Below are 21501 nucleotides of genomic sequence, written 5' to 3'. Positions count from 1 at the left end.
AAATGGGTTGCATTTCCTGATAAAACATTATAATAGATAACTTTTTAACCCAAATATCATCTATGCAAAAATTATTATTCTAAGAGACTGTTTAAGTTTTATCCTTTGGCTCTTTTTATGTGCCTTTTTCCGCCATACATCAGCTATTTTTCGGTCCATAGCTATGTACCTCTCCCTCGCGACAGCCTGGCTCCTTCGCTAAAAAGGTCTCCTAGACCTTTTTATACGCTCGGCCCTGTCTGACAAAAAAATACCCTATAAAACATTCCAAAAACAAAATTTAAAGAGTCTCTAAAAATACGACCAGAAATCTATCTGTGAACGAAAACACTTTTGAAATAAAATTTGTTAAGCACCTAATTACTTATAACTTTATCAATTACATTTAATCTTTTAATTATTTAAGAGCAGTAGCACAGATATTGTTAGCTAAATATTTCGATCTAAAAATAAGTGACATCAATTCAGTTTAATAATTTCAATCTATAATTTAATTACTTTTTTAATACTAAATGATTGATTCACATCCGTAATCTTTAACATATAAACCCCTGATTGAAGACTACTTAAGTCTATCTTATTCTTATCTTTTTGTAATTTAATTTCCATTATTGTTTTTCCCGTTAAATCAAAAAGCCTTACAAAGGGATTAACGTAATTACCTTTCAATTCAATATTCAAATAATCATTGGTAGGGTTAGGAAATATATTTATATTATTGATATTTATATCGTTTGTACTTAGCGTACCTCCATTGATTTTAAAAACCACACTGCTTTGCGCCCCACAAATACTTGTATTGGTTGCTGTTACAGTACAAGAGCCCGTAGGATAAAAAACTTGTTCTCGTGAGGATCCCGATATACCACATCCACTCCAACTCCATGTGCCACTAAATGGTTGGGGACCAAATCTAACCTCTTCTCCTGAATTTACTGTAATATCTGTAGCTGTTGTCCAGGGGCCTCCGTTAACCTGAACATAAGGAGTAATAATAGGTTGCTCACAATCATTATAAAAGTCTTCCCTATATGCCATTGTAGATTCTAGATCACGGTAATTAACACCCGCTGGCTTCAATGAGCCATCATAATTAGTCATTCTTAATGATTCATTACAACCATCCCATACGTAATACCTTTCTACAAACGGTGCATCTTCTAGCATTGTAATGAATTGTTGAATAACCACGGCATTTTCTTCCTGAGTTGGTTCATTGCCATTATAGGTCCAGTTACACCCATTATTAAATTCGGTAATCCATATGGGTCGCCCAGTTCTATTATGAATTGCTAGTAATTGATCATAAAGCTGTTGAGCCGTGTTATTAGCTCTGTAGAAATGCCAAGCCACAAAATCTACCCGATACCCCAATGCATCACATTGATCCATAAAACTATAAAGCCAATTTAAACCACCATCTGTTGGTGCAGGAGAGCCTAAACGTAACCCAGAGGCCATCATGTTGGGCCATGCTGCAATAGCATCTGCTATAGTACTATAACCATCATCTACAGGATTATCTGGCTCATTATAACCAAGTGCATGCGTACTGCCAAATTTATCCATAAAGTTGCTGTAAGCATTCCAGTTTGGATTGTGTCGCATAGGGACGTATTCAACATCTAAAGTGCCGTAAGAAGAATTATTATAATCGTAATGCGAACCTGCATTAAATTGGTCTGCTCCAGAGGAACTGCCTCTCCAACCTTTTTTGGTTGTCCACCTCCATTGCCTTACAACCACCATAGAAGCTGTATTAGACAAACCTGTTGGCATAACATTTACTATTACATCTTCATCATCGGCTATGTAAATCCTACTAGTGCCGGTGCCGTTCTCATTGCTTGCAAATGTAGCCATATATCCTCGTTTAAGAATAAAAGATTCTATATTATCGGCCATTACTCCCAATTCTGTTGTTTTATAATGCTTATTAATCATAAGATTCATTGAAGTTCCACTTTGGCTAGCACCATCAAAAACAGTTAATGCAGCGTATGTATTAGTATGAGCTATAACCATGGCTCCGTTTAGGTAATTGGTTATCCTTATATTTGTACCCACAACTGCATCTTCTCCATTGGCTTTAAGATTATTTAAATATGAATTTACTACTTGAGATGGTCGTAAATTTTCAAAATAAACCCAAGCATCAGAAGAAGCTAAATCGATAGCACTATTACTCATAGGTTCTGATGATGAAGTTAGAGTAACCAGTCCTTTACCTGTCAACTTCATGTTTACATTGGTAAGGGAGGTATATGTAGCGGTATAATTGTCATATACCGTTTGGGAGGCTTCAAAAATTGCTGCTTCAACATCTGCAATAGCTTTTTTCATATCGTCTTCGGCTTGTAAAATTGCGCCTGCAGTTGCAGTCGCATCATCTAAAACTGCTTGAGCATTAGAAACGGCCGTCTGAAGATCTTGATATACTGTTGAGCCATTGGGAACAGTCTCTGGATTAGCAATCATATCATTTGCAGTGTTAACCAATGTTTGTAAAGCATCCTTATTTACTGGTAGGCTAATAAGTTTTACATAATCAACAAAAACTCTTGCATTTGATGTAGATCCAGATTGATTAGGTCTCATTCCTACTTGGATAACCCCAGTGGTTTCCGAAGCTATACGAATAGATAATTGAAGCGTATACCAAGCACCTAAGGCTTGTATTGAGTTTACATTTGATAAAACTACATTGCCATCATTTCCTAGCCAGCCAGTTAAGTTTTCAGCGATATCATTTTGCCCCAAAAACGCTGTAGCAAACTCAAGGGTATATAATCCTGGTGGTAAAGTAACCTGTTGGCTATAAGTAAGATTTCCACTCCAACCGGCAGTTAAACCTATTGCACCTTGACCAGCCCCACTAGCAGCATCTGAACCAGAAGCTGGTGTGGATACACCATTGAAAGTACCATTCCAGCCATATTCAAAAGTAGCGGCGGCACTCCAAGGTTGAACAGAAGTAAGTGTCCATCCTTCTATATTACTTGTATTTCCAGGGTCTGCTGTTGCTACTGTGCCAGTTCCTCCAGTAAGGTAATTACAATTTGTATTAAAACCAGCATTTGTTAAATGAGTATTCGTAACATCAGTTTGTGAAAAGGACTGAAGAGAAAAAGCACTTAAAAATATTATTAGTAATAATTGCATACTCATTGCCCCTTTAGGTTTTATAAAACCAATTTCCTTAAGGCCATAGCTTTTTGTTGTTTTATTTAGTTTGTAATTCATGATCATTAAATTATAATTTATTACTTAATTAGTTGATTTAATTACTATTAATCAAAGAGATTAAAAGCTGCTATATTTTTAAACATTTACTAATTTAATAGTTGATTTGTTGATTGATTTTGTTGTTGTTTTTATAAAAAAAATCATTTCTTTACTATATATTTTGAAAATACATGTTTATCATTTGAATGTATTTTCAAAATATAAACGCCATTACTAAAACCTGAAAGATTGACAAATTTGGTATTTTTTACCTCTAACAGTTTTTTACCAAGCATATCATAAAGCTCAACTTTATCTATATCTTTATTACCAATAGATATGTTCAAAATATTATTTACGGGATTAGGAAAAAGTTTAAATTCTACTGCTCCTTTAGTTTTATCGTTACCACTTAGAGTACCTGTCTTAACAATTCTAAGGATATTCCAAACCCAGTTTACATCTCCACCACCTTGATCTCCTATTAAAAGATCTAATTTGCGATTGGTTATGGTCACATCAAATTCATTGGTTATATAAATTCCTGATTCACAAGAAAAGTCATTTACAAGATTTTCACCATTAGCTAACAAAAACATATTATCATGGGTATATTGACTGTCTCCATGAGTTGTAGTTATATGATAAATTCCATTATCTAAAAAGACCCGAAATTCCTTATCTAGTGAAGATAAAATAAAATCACGATCAGGATAAGAGGCAGAGCTTCCACGATCTCTAGCGTAAAGACCGCTAGTATCTGTCCAGCCGTAAGACGCATTTAACTCATTGGTATCATCTATACGTATAGCTCCAGCTATTAAAGGAGAAGTAGCCGTACCAAAATCGAAAGTCACCTCATCAGATAAGGTTACAATGGCATTAACCGTTACCAAACAAGAATCTTCAATACTACCACCATTCAGGCTTGCATATATAGTAGCTGTTCCGGGAGATACAGCTGTTACTAACCCGTTAGCATCAACAACGGCTATATTTTCGTTACTAGAAGACCAAGAAATGTCTTCGGGGTTAGTACTTATAGGATATGTTGCATAATGAAGTTGAACATCATCAACTTCATATATAGAAATATTATCTTCTTCTATGTTCAATCCATTTACATTTAATTGTTTGGTTTCGATAAGCAGACTATTTATAACCCATACATTATTATTTCCGTTAGAATTACTAATTTCTAATTCAAGCGTTCCATTAATAATATTTATATCAAACGTATAAGATTTCCATTCTCCTACATTAGATGATTCGTTAGTTACTACTGTTGTTCCATTTGCTTTTATTGATTGTCCACTAAGTGCTGTTGTATTTGTTCCCTGCACTACAGTTACAGTATAAGTGCCATTAAACAAATTAACTTTAAATATAGCAGGGCTTGTTCCTTCTACGTAATCTGTTTGTGCTTTATTGGTTTGGAAATCATCGGTTGCTGTTAAGCCTGTTGTATTAACAAAACCATATTCTTCATTAAATAAAGTTTGGTTAGTTACCCTAAAGGCACCTGTATCTAATTCTGAACTATCGTTACCAAAATCATAGTATTTTACTTCATCAGCAGGGCTGTAATACATTATAGATGTGTAATAGTTTTGGTAAGTAATGTATTGACCACGCATCCACATCACATCAAAAACCCCAGGTTTATGGTTACGAGGCACAACAGGTCTAACATTAACCATATCAATAGGTGTATCTTTTGTTATGGCTTCTGAGTTCCATGTTATTCCTTCATCTGGAGTTTGGTATTTATAAATTTCAAAAACGCCATTAACTTGTTTTGATAAATAAACCGTAGACGCATCGTTAGTATCTACACTCATTCCTCCAGAATAATTGGGTTCTGGTTCATTTTGCCCACTAGGTGTTTGGGGAAACCATTTACCACTGTTTACAATATGACGATTATTCCATTGCGTACCATCCCATTTAGCATAGTAATAATGATGATTATAATCATCCGGAAATGCAGCATAAAGAATTACAGGGTTTTCATTTTCATCAAGAGCAATATCCCAGGTCCAGCCTTTTCCATTTGAAGCATCGTAAACCACTTCAGGTTCTCCTGCATCTATATCTAAAGCCGAAGATGTACCTGTATAATCCTTTATAAGGGTTCCATCTGCTTTATAAAACTTATCATCCTTAAAATACACATAGTAGACTTTATTTGCTGCTTCTTGTCTAGGATGTCCAGTAGTAAAAGTAATATGTATTCCGCCTTGGCTATCTTGTGTATATTTTACATAAGGTCTTTTTTGAGCCGCATCTCTTTTTATTAAGGTTTGAGGAGCTCCCCATGACAATCCTCCATCAGTTGAAATCGCTATACTAGGATGCCAAGTACTTCCATCTCTGTAAAACATATAAATATCCTCGCCTATTTGATAGGGATTGGCATAGGTAACCGAGTTTCCAAATGTTGCTTCTGGCCCAAAAGAGGAAATATCTTCAGGGTTATCTGAAACTAAAACACGCATAGGTCCAAAAAAATGTCCTGAATAACTTACCATGATACGCCCATCATTTCTAATTAAAAATGTTGGATTATTGTGGTCATCGACTTGAAAACCTTCTTTTATAGTCGTTTTTTTGACCTCACCTGTAATATGGTTGTAACTAGCGACTTGTATTTTTCCATCATGTGTAATCCATCCAGAGTAAGTTTGTTCTTTTTTCCCTTTATAATACAATGCTCTTGGATCTTGAAACCAACACCACGTCCCGTCTACAGTTAGTGATTTTGTACCTGCCTTCAAATAAGGGGTTGGTGGTGTTAAGATTTCTGTTTCTTCCAAGTTTAAGTTGGCTAATCCAATAAGTCCGCCTTGAGAGCCGTTTAAACCACTTATTTGTTTTAATTGAATGTAATACTCACCATTTGAAGGTGCAACGAAATAAATTTCAAAAGGTTTATAAACTTCTTTTGCAGATGTATTATAAAGCTTTGTAACGACTCTATTTCCTCCATCTGGAGCATCTGATATCACAAACTCATAAGTGGGAGGGTTTGCATTATTAATCCATTCAAATAAGCCTGTAAAGTTATAGGCTTTTCCTCCTTCAAGGGTTATACCTCCTTGCTCTGTAGTTACACCTTGATTTAAAGGCACCCCCAAAGACATGGTAGAGCCTATATAGCTTCCTTCCCATCGGTATAAAAATTCTCTTCCTGTAAAGGTTTCCCCTCCTTCTATTGTGACATTAGTTACATCTCTGTATCTTACCCCTAACTGATTAGCCTGCTGCCAGTCTGTTCCACCTGTAGACGCAGCAAAACCCCATTTATTTGCTTCACTTCCAGTACCTGTTAATCCGTTGGCATCCCAGTTTGGAATTAAATTTTGTGCGTTAGAAAAAGTCGTTGCTAAGACCCACAAAAACATGATTAACATTGATATCTTTATTTTCATTTTTCGCAAATAATTAACTTATTTATTAAATTGAAGGGGCTATAAAACCAATGCATTTGCAATCGTTTTATAATAATAAAAATTAGGCCGAAACAATTAGGTTTCGACCTAATTCTAATTGAACTCATCTTGACTTTTTCTGTTTCCTAAAACCTGCCTGCCGGCAGGCAGGAATGGTTGAAATTTATCCATATTTCGTTGCTTTTTTTATGCATAGCGATGCTATGTATTGCAAAAAGCGCTTCATCTGTACAAATTTTATCTCGTTTTCGGTTAAAAACAAAAAGTCAAGATGAGTTCATTAAATAATTTCATATGTAAATATTTATTGTTTTTTAAAGGTCATATGGTATCGCTTTATTTTCATTGATGTTTAGGTTTCCAAATCATGGCGATTTCATATATTATTTAAAAAACCTGTACTATTTCACTAATAGTTTTACCGATTTTTCGCCTTCAGAAGTTTTTAAAGTAGCAATCCAAAGTCCTGATTTAAAATCAAAGTCTATATCGTTCCCTGCTTGAATAGATTTAACTAAAGCTCCAGTAATACTATAAATCTTTATTTCGGTAGAAGACTTCACATCAGACACATAAATTCTACTTCCAACTGCATGTATATTTGAAGAAACAGCTGACGTCACATCCGCTAAACCTAATGTGCTTCCTTCTAGGTTTAAATTAGCTAACATTATAATACCACCAGATCCAGTTGTTCCACCATCTCTCCCAGCTATTTGTCTTACCTGAAAAAAGTATTCTCCTGTAGCAGTAGGTGTAAAATCAAGTGTAAAAGGATAATAAATCTCTCTTGTTGTTGCAGCGAAAGACTCACTAACAGTAGGTGTTCCTGTAGGTGTTTGACCAAAAGCAAATTGATAGGTAGGAGCATTTGCATTATTTAGCCACGAATAATACCCAGTTATAGTATACGTCGTGTTTGCTGTCATTTGAATTCCTGCCTGTTCTGTTGTTACCCCTTTGTTAACAGGTACTCCCAGAGACATTACAGAATTTACATTTTCTGTAGTCCCATCCCATCGATAAAGAAAATGCCTACCTCCGTAAGTTCCACCTCCATCGATTGAATAAGTATTTCCGTCACGGTATCTACAATCACCAGCTCCATTGGCTATTTTCCATACTGCAGCATCCGATCCAAACCCCCATTTGTTGGCTTCGGTACCCGCTCCAGTTGTTCCATTAGCATCCCAATCCGGGATTAAGTTTTGAGCATTTAAAACGTTTGTGGCAATCATTAAAATTGCTGATAAAATAGAAATTGTAATTTTTTTCATGTTATAAGATTTATTATTTATTTTTAACTTAGTCATCCCCTTGATTTTTAGGGGCAATAGATCAGATTATATTCAATATGAAATTATTTATTACTAAAATATGGCTTCACTTAATTACTTGGTAACCCATCTGTCTTCATGCCCTGTATTATTAGTGCATGTATCATATATAACTCATCTGCTCCACTATCTTCATGAGCGCCATTAATTCCGTAAGGCCAAAAATGAACGCCGTCTCCTTTAACAACAGCACTACTATTATTAGTTAACATCTGCAAAATTTTATTTGCTCGTGTGCCTTGCCATGTTCCTTTCATTAATTCCCCATACTTCCAATGGGTTCCAACACCCACGGTATGTGCCATTTCATGCATAGCTGTACCTGCTTTTTGATAACTAGGGTTAGCCCCCATATTTATCCAACCATCAAAATTTGCATTGGCTGTTGGCGTTGCTGGTGAATAATTAACATTGACATGCTTTTCTATAGAAGTGAAATTATTGTAGTATTCCGTGGCTTCGTCAAAAGCAATTCTTATGCGGTCAAAAGCGGCTTTAGTTTCTGCATCGGCGTTAGGGACTTCATTCCAAAAAGACCAAGTAAAATTGCCTTTTTTAATGGTACGCATACTTATTTGGTTACTATATGAAACACCATTTGAAGTTATAGCATAAGGTCTAATATAATACAAGGTTTCAGGTTCCAAATTAGAAATACGCTGTTTAAAACTAGATTCAACTTCATCTCTAACTATTTTGCTATCATCAATAGTAGGTGCTTCATGCGTACTAAAAACAACACCCACTTCATTAATGCTTAAATCTCCGTTTTCTGTTAAGTCTATATCAATAAAAAGATCATGTGCTCCAGCTACTTTTACTTCTCTTATATCGAGTATTGGCACATTTGTCTCTAAAGTTTTAAAACTTACTTGATTACCATAACCAACACCTTTTCCATTAACAGCATAAGCCCTAGCATAATAAACCAATCCTGCCTCTAGATTGGATATATCAACTTTAAACTCACCCGATCCCTTTGTAACGGTCGGTATTTGTTTTGAGTCATTATATGTAGGGTTTTCATTTAATCCATAACAAACGCCTCGCTCAATAACACTACTCCCACCATTGCTTGTTAGATTACCCCATATTGTTACCGTAAGCGCATCTATATCTTGAGCCTCATTGGTTTCTAGGGTAGGTAATTCAACCGTAGGTTTAGGTTCTTCAATAACGCCCTTTTCATCTGTTGTTTTTTCAGATGAACAGTTATAAACAATAAGTATGACTAGTATTAATAACTTTGTGTGTATGTTATAGTTCTTCATATTCTATATCTTTATTTATTAAATCATGTCTATTTAGCAAGGTCATTGCTGCTACACAGCTATTTTTAGCTTGAAAATACTGTATATTGCTTCTTACAATTAAACTTTTAGTAGTTGAACTACCAACTCTTTCCATTCCCATATTTATTATTAACCAAAATGGTTGGTTGAAAGTGACCTAAATCCCATCGGTATAACAAATGCCATTTGGCATCATAAGACTCTTGATAATTAAAATTTATTGAATCAAATAAACAATGGGTTTGATTACTATCTACTTGAAAATCTCACCCATAACCCTACTACACAACATATAAGCGGCATTAGTGTTAAAGAATATTTTTTTCATTTTTCACTTTCAAATTTACTTCTTCAATAATTTTCATGTTCTTTCAAAAGAAATACGGTAAATAAAACTTACCGCATTTCTTTAACTCATTAATCTATTATATTAATTTTTAGTCAATGTAAAAGAGTTTATTTTCAAATAACGACCATAAGAATTATCTGCATTTGTCGTTTCAACTCCTATAGAAACTTGTGCCGCTTCTGTTAAAGTAAACCCTAAAGATCTATTTACTCCATTGTCTTTATTAATTCTTTCATAAACTATTGTTTCCGAAGATGTCTCAACATCAATAACATCTGGTAAAGTGCTACCTTTTGCTACAACAAAATAAGCTTGTTCTTTATTGGCTATTGCCCCTTCATAATTTGTTTCCTTGATATTAATCCCATAGGTATATGTCCCAGCCTCAAGGAACATGGTTTGGTAAATCTTACCGTTTATGATAGGTGGAGCTCCCCAACCACTTTCTAAATTAAACAAGTCCCCATCTAATCCTCCTTGTCCACCATGGCTTTTTGCTCCTTCATTTACAACCCAATCTGCAGGAGTAGACCATCTTCCATTATCAAATACTTTATCAAATGGTGCCGAAGCATTTTTAAAGTATGGTGCTTCAGTAAATTGATTCAATGAAAAGGAATTGATTTTCAAATACCTTCCCGCCCCTTTATCGTTCGTAGTCTCTACACCTATCACAATCTGTGTTAATTCTTTTGTTAGTGTAAATACCAATGTTCTGGTTAACCCATTGACTTTGTTAACACGCTCGTAAACGATTGTTGATTCAGAAGTCTCAGCATCACTTACATCTGGTAAATCTCCACCTTCAGCAACGATAAAATAAGCTTGATCAAGGTTATTGTCTGCACCTTCATAATTGGTCTCCTTAATATTAATCGTGTAAGCATAGGTTCCAGGAGGTAAATTCATTCTTTGATATACCTTACCATTTATAATATCTGGTTGTCCCCAACCACTTTCTAAATTAAAAATATCATTATCCAAACCACCTTCTCCACTATGGCTTTTTGCTCCTTCATTTACAACCCACTCTGCTGGTGTAGACCATCTCCCCTTATCTGATACTTTTGCAAATGGTATAGAAGCATTTTTAAAATACGGTGGCAAAGTTATCTCTAGTAGTGGTTTATGGGTTGTGAAATCTGTAGAAAAAGTATCTATACAGGTTTCATCAGGCAAGAATAACGTTCTGTAAGCATATTCAGTACCACCTTTAAAATCTTCTATAACAACATTTGAGCTATCAATTGGAACGATGATACTTTTTTGACTATCGTTTACATCAATATAATTCACTTCAGTTCCAAAAACACCTGAGGACAAATCCATTGAAGCATATTCAATAGTAAGTGCCCCTCCTATGATTTCATTTGATATAACCGGACGTTGAAATAAAGATTTTTGATAACGTTCTCCATAAGAAGTTCCTATTTCTGAGACAGAAATAGATTTATTACCTAAAGCATCATAGGTACGAACATCAAAACTATAAATATTTTCCTCTAGATCATTAATTATAATGTCAAGTGTATCAACTCCTTCGGTTCTGGCTATTGGAACTACTATAGAATCTGCTCCACTATTCCAAAAAACCCTACACTCTGTAATTTTTGGATCCGATATAAAAAGTCCTTTTACTTTAACTCTATTTTTACCAGAAAAAATTTCTAAAGAATCTATTTTTCCTGTATAAGAGATTTCCCCTCCTTTCAAGAACTTATTATACCCTTCATCCATTGTAGTACATGCCACTACACTTATTAACATTATTAACAAGGCAGCTCCCTGTAAATAAAATTTCTTATATATATATTTCATCGGACTATTTTTTATATTAAACAAACTAATTAGGGTCTCCATAAACCTGAATTTCTCCAATTGACATAGATCCAATACCCGCCCAGTTTTTAAGTGATTTAATTCTTAAATATCTAACTTTAGGAGCATCAGACTCGAAATCCCAACTAAAGCCTGCATTGGCAACTTGATAATCTTCATCTGTCTGTTCACCAAATGGCAGACCCGAAGGTTTTACGGCATTATAAGATCCTAATTTAATCCATGAATCGTCAAGACTTCCATCTGGATTGGGGTTTGCTGACCCATAAATTTCAAACTCTTTTAAGTTTCCTATATAATAATAGGTTCTACCGTTATAATATTCTGGATAATCCCAAATAACTATTCTACTCATTTGGGCCAATACTCCTGTGTCTATTGTTACGATATGCTGACCAGAAATATTTCCTTGAGTTAAAAACACATTAGGCCAATTCATTATTTCACCGTCCCACATTCCTTTGGGGACTGCCGTTGTGTGTGATGGTGTATCACCTGGTAAAGGAAAGTGTTTATAACCAGATTTTGGCAATGGTAATTCTAGTAATGGTGTAATAGTAACAAAAAGCGTATCTGTATAATTCAACCACCTGTCCCTAACAGTAATTGCTAAATCATGCGCTTCAACAGTAAATGGTCTAACCGTTCTTTTTATTTTATCTGTTGAAGTATATACACTATTAGGATTTATAACCCACTCACCAGATTGATCTTTTTCCATAACTAGTAAAGCAAGTTCATGACGCAACATGTTTTCAGCACTAAGAAAAACCCCGCCAAAGGCTGCTTTGGTTTCAAGACTTCTAAAAACATCCCAAATAGGAGACTCTAATGGGTTTACTTTCACCTCAACTGGTTCAGACGATACCTCACTTCTATTTACAGCATACAAAGTTACCGTTTGCTCTTCGGCTTTAGAAAAACCTTCAACAATAAGGGAATTACTGTAATAAGAAGATTTTATTTCCATCCTTTTTCCATTGGCCAATGTATATTCTGCCTTTACGTACAGTAAATCTTGATCTTTTGGAAGCGCATATGTTATTTTAGCTTTCCCCGCAAGATTTTCTACAGTAACATTTGAAACAGTTCCTGGAGGCGTTGTATTATTTTCTATAGGCTCCAGTTTATTCTCATCACAACCAACAGCTATAAAAGCTATTATAATTGTAATTATTTTAAGTTTAAAAAATTTATAGTTCATCTGTTTATATTTATTGTTTTTTTAATTGTCAGATGTTACATCCATAATAATGCCTCTATGTTTTAAAAGTATTTTTAGCATGGATGTTTCATATTTCAACTTTTTTAATTACCATCCTAAATTTTGAACCAAATTTGGATTTTGAACCATTGCATTTTCTGGTATTGGCCAGAAATAATCTCTGGGAGAAACAAAACTTTGTTGGTACACAGTTCTTATTTGGTAGTACGACACCTCGTCTTCTCCCTTTACATTCCATCCTGTTATAGGGGCATTTAGCTCTGCCGCTGCTTTTTTCCAGCGTCTTAAATCCCAAAAACGATGGCCTTCAAAAGCCAATTCAATCAATCTTTCTTGTTGAATTATTTCTCTTAAACCGTCTTGGGTTGTTGGTTTTGATGGGCTTGTAGAAAAATTACTCCAAGATTCTACAACACCTTCTAAACCAGCTCTTTCTCTGATTATATCTACATATTCATATACATCTGCTGAAGGTCCTTGGGCTTCGTTTAATGCTTCAGCATACATTAGATATAAATCTGCCAAACGTATCTCAGGCCAAGCATAATCTTGATAACTCGCACCTCCACTGCCGAATGTTACCTGATTCCAGTCTACTAATTTTTTAACAAAATACCCCGTTTCATTTTTATGGAATGCATGGCTAGCTCCTGCTGGATCGGTAAACTTTCCTTTAAGATACCACACATCTCCTTCATCTGAAGAAGACGGGCTATCGTATTTATACCAAATACCGCCATCAAAACACATATCTGCATAAAAACGTGGTTCTCTATCAAAATTCAATCTAGCAGTTCTAAATCCTTCTTTTATATTAAAACGCTCATCATTAGTAGCTTCTCTCAATTCTTTTTCGTTTGTAAAATCTAAAGTTTTATCTTCATCAATAGGCACCCCGTTTTTGGTATGAAACATTCTAGCTATTTTAAGCGGTGGTGAAAGAATTTTTCTAGCATCATTATGGTTATGGTTTACAGCTAACGGCGCCATAGCTAACCTTTGTAGTTCCGTAGCCCTACTATTGGGGTTTGCCCAAACAATTTCGTCATTCCATCTTTCACATACTGCCTGACGAATACTCATCTGCGTCATCGTTGTTTCAGAAAGTGAAAACGCCGACGAAGGAAACACATATAAACTTTTCCCATTAGCCTCAGCCGATTCTATTGCCGCTAATGAAGCATCGGCTGCTAACCTCCATTTATTTTCATCATACGTTGTATTAAAAAGCGATGTTCCATCATTATTTTTTAGTGATGCAAAATCTGAATTACCATTATATAACGGACTAGCTGCCATTAATAACAATTTTGCTTTAATACTTAAAGCGATTGTTTTTGTAATTCTTCCTGCTTCTATTGTTGTTACAAGTTGATTGTCTTCTGGTAATTTTTCAACGGCATCATCCAACAAATCTGCTATATAGCTCACACATTCGTCAACAGGTTGCCTCTTTACATTAATTTGCTCTTCTGGAGCATCAATAGGTATGTTTTTATCCATTACAGGAATAGGGCCATACATTCTTAGCAAATAATAGTGGTAGTAAGCTTTTAAAAACTCAACTTCTCCAATCCAACGTTTTCTTTCAGAAGAATCAATATCGGGTACTTTGCTCAAATCGTTCATATTCTCTAAAAATATGTTACAATGACGAATTCCAATAAACATCTTATAGTTGTTATTCGGACCTCCTCCTGTCATGGTACCATCCCAAACATTCATATAAGGATTTGTAATTCTTTGATTCCCTCGTGCTATTTCAAAAGCATCACTCCAAATAGAAGTACGGTAAGGAATCCAAATTTCATCTCCAGATAGCATGGAGATATTAAAGTTCACATCACCGTTTTTTGGTAAATACGAATAGCAAGTAAACAAATATTTCTCTGCTTCATTTCTAAGCTTAAAAGCATTCTCTATTGTTGCAACATTATCTGGAACGACATCAAGAAAGTCTTCAGAACATGATTGCATAAACAATAATACCATACAAAGCATACTCCATATAGAAAGTGCTTTTAGTTTATTGATTATTTTATTATAATATTTCATATATTTTAAATTTTTATTTATACCTAATTATAGTTCCAATAATATCCCAAAATTATAGGTAGTTTGAACTGGATAGCCTAAACCATTCCCTCCCATTTCTGGATCCCACATCTTAAACTTACTAAAAACAACAGGGTTTGTTGTATTAGCATAAAATCTTAAGCTAGATATTTTAACCTTATCTAAAAAACTTTGTGGTATATTATATCCCAGTTCTACACTTTTAAGTCTTAAAAAGGCTCCATTTCTCATCCACCAAGTCGAAGTTCTATTATTATTATCAACAAACGTATCGCTTAGTCTAGGCCAAAATGCATAAGAATTTCTATTGTCTTCAGACCAATGGTTATCTGCAATAACTTTTAACAGTCCATTTTGTGCCCCTCCATTAATAACAAATGGTGAAATATTTTGTGGATTAATAAAAAATGATGAACGTGCAGAGCCTTGAAGAAATAAACTAAAATCAACATTCTTATATCCTACTGTACCTCCAAAACCATACACAATCTCTGGTGTGGTTGGATATCCTATAGGAGCTTGATCTAAAGATGTAATAACACCATCGCCATTTAAATCTTTGTATTTAATATCCCCTCCACCATATTCTCCAAATTGTCTCGGTGAATTCGCTGCTTCTGCATCATCTACAAATAAACGCTCTGCCACATAACCAAACCTCTGCGCAATAGGTTGACCTTTTTTATACAAATAACTTAATTCCGGTGGATAATAATTTTCATCAAATTGAAGTATTTTACTTGTTGAATATGTTAGATTACCTCTTAAGTTTGTTGACCAACCATTTCCAAAATACATATTATAACTTATGGAAGCATCAAGACCTTTGCTCTCGGCTTCCCCAAAGTTTGTATATGGTATTACAGAAAGCCCTAATGTTGATCCTATATTTGAACGCTCTTGAAGTATATCGCTTCTATTCTGTTTAAAGACATCTGCTGTTAAGCTAAGGGAATTATTAAAGAAACTCAGGTCGATACCTAAATTAATTTGTCTGGATTTTTCCCAGCTAATCTTATCATTGGCATACCTAGATATTGAAACCCCTGGGCGATAATAGTTATTTAATTCGCCAAAACTTGCCCCGTATGTGCCATTATCTAAGTTAACTTCAGCTAGATAAAAGAACCTTTCATTTGAATTACCTATTTCATCATTACCAACCCATCCATAACTTGCTCTAAGCTTTAGACTACTAAATACTGGTTTTAAAGATTCGAAAAACTTTTCGTTAGAAATAGCATATCCCACCGCAAAAGATGGAAAAAAACCGAAGCGATTGTTTTTTGCAAAACGCTCAGACCCATTGTAGCCAAAATTAATTTCAGCTAAATACTTATCTGCATACCCATAGGTAAACCTACCTGAAAATCCAATATTTCTACTTGGCAAAGACAACTGCAAAGATCCTGGGTTAGCAGTTTCATAACTAGACATAATACCTATCAACATGGCAGACACATCATGGCTTTCGCCAAAAGTACGATCGTAATTAAAAGCCGTTTCCACATATGCTCGGGAGTTAAGATCTTTTTGTCCTTCCCCATAACCTAAATATTCTCTTCCTGGTGTTCCTATTGATCCTTCTCTACCGTGGTTAATAAGCGATAAAGTAATTTCATTTGTTTCTGGGTTTACAATGCCCGAATAATAAAATGGATTATATTGTCTAGTAAGCCTAAAAGAAGAAAATCTTCTTATATATCCCATGGTTCTCAATTTAAGCCCTTCTAATATGCCACCTAAATCTTGCTTAAACTCTAACTGAGCTTGAACATTTGAAGCTCTGCTGACATCGTAGCCCCTTACCATTTCTGCATAAGGATTTGTTAATAAGGTTGTACTTCCTTGGCCCGTTACAGCTCCTCCAAAAAGTGGATGCTCTACATACGGTAATAATTCTTGGGGATATACTGCTGGGAATTTTACTGGATTTGACCAAACTGCTCTATTAAAAATATTTGCACCACCATTTACATAATTTCCATTGGAATCAAAGCCTCCGACAGGACCATTATAATCATCGAATTGTGCATATAAACGAACTGCCAAATCTGTAGTTTGAGTAAGATTTAAATCGACATTACTTCTAAAAGAATAATTTCTTAATTTAATATTACTATTAAAATCGTTTAAATTATCAACTTTAAGTACACCATTGTCTATATTATAAGTACTTGCAACATAATAACGTGCTTTTTCTCCTCCTCCTTGTAAACTTACATTATAGGCATTGTTAATGGTTACATCTTGAATTAATTGATCAATCCAATCGTTATTAGGATACAAAATAGGATCATAACCTGCAGCTGTTCTATCAATCTTCGTTTGAGAATAAGGCAATACTGCTAACGGATCTCTGGTTAATGCAGCCTCATTAGCCAAATTCATATAAGTTATATTGTCAGAAAACTTAAAGTTTCTGGTATTAGTGGACGCTTTTTGCTCTGCCCTAAATCGAATATTTAGCTTTCCTACAACTCCTTTTTTTGTGTTAATCAATACAACACCATTAGCTCCTCTGGCTCCATAAATAGATGCCGCAGAAGCATCCTTTAATACTGAAAAAGCTTCAATATCGTCTGGCTGTAAACGTGCCATATCTGTTGGGCTCGACTCTATACCATCTATAAGAATTAAAGGATCTCGCTTACCTGAACCGAAATTCCCTAAACCTCTAATAAAAAACTCAGCATTATCTGCTCCCGGTTCTCCACTGCGCTGGTAAGCTACCATACCAGATACCCTACCAGCCATCATGGTTGTTAAATTACTTGTAGGTCCTTTAATTTCTTTTGGGTTTATAGTTGTAATGGAACTTACAAGGCTCGTTTTTTTCTGAGTACCATAACCTACTACAACGACTTCCTTTAAAGCTTCTGAATCCTCATTCAACAAAATTAAAAACACAGATTTATCCCCAATTTTAACTTCTTGGGTATCATATCCGATATAAGAGACTACCAAAATTTCCGCTCCTGCATCAATATCTAGCTTAAATTCACCATCAAAATCAGTCATAACACCATTTGTGGTTCCTTTTACTAAAACGTTGGCTCCTGGAAGTGCCATGCCTGTTGCATCCTTAACGACTCCTGTAATGGTTCTCTTTTGAATTTCATTTTTAAAATCTTCATTTTTTCCCTCAGAAGCTTGAACCTGATAAGTAGTAATACACAATAAAAGCATTACTAATTTAAATCTATAGTCAAACTCTGAACAAGAAAAAAAGACTTTTCTCATTTTAATTAGTTTTATCATATTTAGTTTATTTGGTTTAGTTAATTTTTGAATATGTCTTTCCTTATTCTGGAAATAAATATTGCAATGTGGTGGTTTTAAAGTTGGTTTTATATCATAAGGTTTCGGTTTTATTGATTCATAAAATTGTGTTTAAATAGTTAGTTTTTTTATCTATTAATCTATTAGTTTAATCTGGTAACTGTATGAATATTTGTTTTCATGCAAACGGTATTGCTTATGTGGATATGCTCCCCAACTGTCATCTCCGCCAACGCCTCGCTGTTTTAAATCTATATGTAAATAAATTTTGTCTTTTTCTACAACAATATCGGTGGGGTGTGTTTGAGATTTCGTTTCACCCCCGTCCAAAGTTTCGGTAGCCATATGTAAAGCACTAAAGCCCAATGGTTGTTCTCCAATAATCTCGATACCTTTGCTCGCTTTATTTTTTAAAGTAAGCCAACGCACATCTGTTTTGTAACCTGCTTCTTGTGGCCGTATATACTCCCAAGTGTATTGATTTTTAACTTTATCATTATAAACACCTAAAAATGCTGCTGTATTTCTATCGGAATAATTTTCCCAAGGGCCTCTACCATAAAATGACAAATCATCGTAGCTACCATCTAATACCATACGCATTCCAAATCTTGGTAATTCTGGTAATTCCTTAGCGCCCATATCGATACTGGCTGTTATTTTTATGGAACCATCATTTTGAATTAAATAGTTTACAGTAAAGGAGGCCTCTAATTCTTTTACAAGAAACTCAACACGAACAGGAAGACCTTGAGTATTTTTTTCTCCTACTACTGCATTTTTAACTTCTAGCTGTTTATGAGCATCTTTCCAAATACCTAAACGTTCTGGCATTTTATTACCATAATCATTATCGGTTGGAGCACGCCAAAAGTAAGGTTCAGGGAAATTTGTTATGGTTTTACTACTGCCTTTTCTAAAAACGTATTTAGTTAGTTTACCTAATATTAAGTTAAGCTCTCCTTCTAGTATGTCATTTGAAAAAGAAAGTATATTGTCTTTAACAGTATGTTTTAAATCTCCTCTACTAACTATGTTATTATCAAAATACGAATGGCTACCAAGTTTAAACTGTTCTCTAGCAATTTCATGGTTTTTCGGCACTAAAGGTGACTCGTTCTTAGTGTACCCATAAACATCCAAATAATATTCCTTGTTCGATTCTAGCTTAGGTAAGTTTAAAAGGATTTCTTTGGTTTCGTTAGGTGCTGCCGAAACTTCAAAAGTATTTTCACCTATTACCACACCATTGGCCTTAAGTTCCCATTTAAAAGTGTAATTATCCAGATTGGTAAAATTGTAGGTATTGGTTACCTGTAGGCTATTGCCCTCTTTAAATTTAAATGCTATAAATTGAAATACCTTTTTCACTTCTTCCAAGGCTGGGTGAGGTACTCTACCAGCTGTTACCAGTCCGTTAGCACAAAAGTTTTTATCGTGTTGCAAATTTTCGCCACCTAAATCGCCGCCATAAGCCCAAAACGGCCTTCCATCTGGAGTCTCGGTTTTTAAGCCTTGGTCTACCCAATCCCAAATAAAACCACCTTGCATTTTCTTGCTAATGTTCATAATGTCTCGGTACTCTTGAAAATTACCATTGCTATTCCCCATAGCATGGGAGTACTCACACATTATAAATGGTCTTTGTTTGTCTGATTCCGCATAATCTTTCATGGTTCCAATACTTGGGTACATGGGTGCTACAATGTCAGTGTTAGTATTTTCATTAGCTTGTTCAAACGTTACATAACGCGTTTTATCCCGTTCTTTAATCCATTTATAGCCTTCATAAAATACGGGACCGTTACCGCATTCGTTCCCCATAGACCAAAGGATAATTGAAGTGGAATTCTTGTTTTGCTCAAGCATACGTTTCATTCTATCCATATGAGCTGGTGCCCATTCTGGCAAATATGCTGGATGCTTTGTTTTATCAAACCTGCCTTGTTTTTCGGCTCCCATGGCATGGGTTTCTATATTAGCCTCATCTACAACATAAATTCCATATTCATCGCATAAGGCATATAAGTATGGATCATGCGGATAATGACTCATACGAATGGCATTGATGTTATTTTGCTTCATTAATTTAATATCCTCCAACATGGTCTCTCGATCTGGCGCATGTCCTTTAACGCCATGATGTTCGTGAAGGTTTACCCCGTTAACCATTAGCGGCTGTCCGTTAACCATTAATTGAGCGTCTTTAATTTCAACCTTTCTAAATCCTATTTTTTTAGAAGCAACTTGTGTGCTTTTTTTATCGGTCAGTTTTAATATGTATCTATATAAATAAGGATTTTCGGCACTCCATTTTGACACATTATTAATGGTTGAAGAAAAGCTAATATTATTAGTTAAACCGTCTATTTTCTTTTCTTCTTCATACACTTTATTTCCATCTGCATCAACAAGGCAAACTGAAACAACTTGGCCTTTAGAAACTTTTTTACCAAACGATTTTAAATTAACATCAAGACTAAAAAGTCCATTATTATAAGTATCATCTAAATTCGCTTTGGCAAAATAATCCCAAATAGCAGTTTTAGGTATTGCTTGTAAATACACATCGCGTTCTATACCGCTTAAACGCCAGAAATCCTGATCTTCTAAATAGCTCCCATCATGCCAACGAAATACTTGTACTGCTAATATGTTTTTATCTTTCTTTAAAAATTTAGTAATGTTGAACTCTGCTACTGTTTTTGAAGCTTTTGTCATGCCTACTTCTTCACCATTTAAAAATATTCTAGCATAACCAGAAATAGACCCAAAATGCAATATAACCTCTTTGTCATCCCAAGATTTAGAAACACTAAAAGTCTTTCTATAACTTCCTACAGGATTATAATTTCCATCTATAAAAGGAGGGTTTTTAGGAAAAGGATAGGTGACGTTTGTATAAATAGGTATATCAAATCCCTGTAACTCCCAGTTTGAGGGTACCTCTATATGTTTCCAGTTAAAATCATCTAAATTAACATCGAAAAAGTTTAAAGGTCTATCTGCTGGTTTTTTAACAATGCTAAACTTCCATGTGCCATTTAAAGTTTGATAAAGTTTTGAGTTTTCGGGGGTATCTGTAATTGCAGAGGTTTCATCTTGATATAATACAAACGATGCTCTTCCTGTTTCTTTATTTCGATCGATTACGTTTGGGTTTTCCCATTCATTGGCTTTTACTTGAGCAAAACCTATATGAAAAGGCAATAAAAAAATTAATATGAAAATTAATTTGGACATATTTGTGTTATTATTTTTTAATGCTTATTTAAAACATTGTAAGTGTTGACAACACACTTAACTGAATGTTTCACAAAATTATGTTAAACACATAAAGACAGAGGGTACAAATGATCTAAATAAAGGGTACAAAATGACCAAATTGAATAAAAAAGAGAATAAGTTCCTTTAAGGAACGTTT

9 protein-coding genes are annotated in these 21501 nt (G+C 34.7%); all 9 read right to left on the bottom strand.

The features are described from left to right. Positions 1-483: 483 nt before the first annotated feature. A complete protein-coding gene (locus CJ739_RS11920) occupies positions 484-3243 on the bottom strand; it encodes a T9SS type A sorting domain-containing protein (protein WP_162880198.1) in 2760 nt (919 codons plus the stop codon). A gap of 143 nt (positions 3244-3386) precedes the next feature. Then, entirely contained in the window at positions 3387-6656 is a 3270-nt protein-coding gene (locus CJ739_RS11915) for a BNR-4 repeat-containing protein (RefSeq protein WP_117175561.1), read from the bottom strand. A 422-nt stretch (positions 6657-7078) separates the two neighbouring features. Beyond that, positions 7079-7954, bottom strand: a complete 876-nt coding sequence (locus CJ739_RS11910; RefSeq protein WP_162880197.1) for a T9SS type A sorting domain-containing protein — start codon at positions 7952-7954, stop codon at positions 7079-7081. 110 nt (positions 7955-8064) lie between these two features. After that, complete coding sequence (locus CJ739_RS11905) at positions 8065-9285, bottom strand: hypothetical protein (protein ID WP_117175558.1); 1221 nt, start codon at positions 9283-9285, stop codon at positions 8065-8067. A gap of 451 nt (positions 9286-9736) precedes the next feature. Continuing rightward, positions 9737-11473, bottom strand: a complete 1737-nt coding sequence (locus tag CJ739_RS11900) for a DUF4998 domain-containing protein (RefSeq protein ID WP_162880196.1) — start codon at positions 11471-11473, stop codon at positions 9737-9739. 25 nt (positions 11474-11498) lie between these two features. After that, positions 11499-12698 (bottom strand): DUF5000 domain-containing lipoprotein, encoded by a 1200-nt coding sequence (locus tag CJ739_RS11895; protein ID WP_117175554.1) that lies wholly within the window; start codon positions 12696-12698, stop codon positions 11499-11501. Positions 12699-12806: 108 nt separating this feature from the next. Beyond that, positions 12807-14774, bottom strand: a complete 1968-nt coding sequence (locus CJ739_RS11890) for a RagB/SusD family nutrient uptake outer membrane protein (protein WP_117175553.1) — start codon at positions 14772-14774, stop codon at positions 12807-12809. Between the two features lie 27 nt (positions 14775-14801). After that, positions 14802-18038, bottom strand: coding sequence for a SusC/RagA family TonB-linked outer membrane protein (locus CJ739_RS11885; RefSeq protein WP_117178940.1), 3237 nt, complete (start codon positions 18036-18038; stop codon positions 14802-14804). A 174-nt stretch (positions 18039-18212) separates the two neighbouring features. Continuing rightward, complete coding sequence (gene lacZ / locus CJ739_RS11880; RefSeq protein ID WP_117175551.1) at positions 18213-21320, bottom strand: beta-galactosidase, LacZ type; 3108 nt, start codon at positions 21318-21320, stop codon at positions 18213-18215. Positions 21321-21501 lie beyond the last annotated feature (181 nt).

Source organism: Mariniflexile sp. TRM1-10 (genome assembly GCF_003425985.1).
Lineage (GTDB): Bacteria > Bacteroidota > Bacteroidia > Flavobacteriales > Flavobacteriaceae > Mariniflexile.
This window is presented reverse-complemented; position numbering and strand designations above follow the sequence as displayed.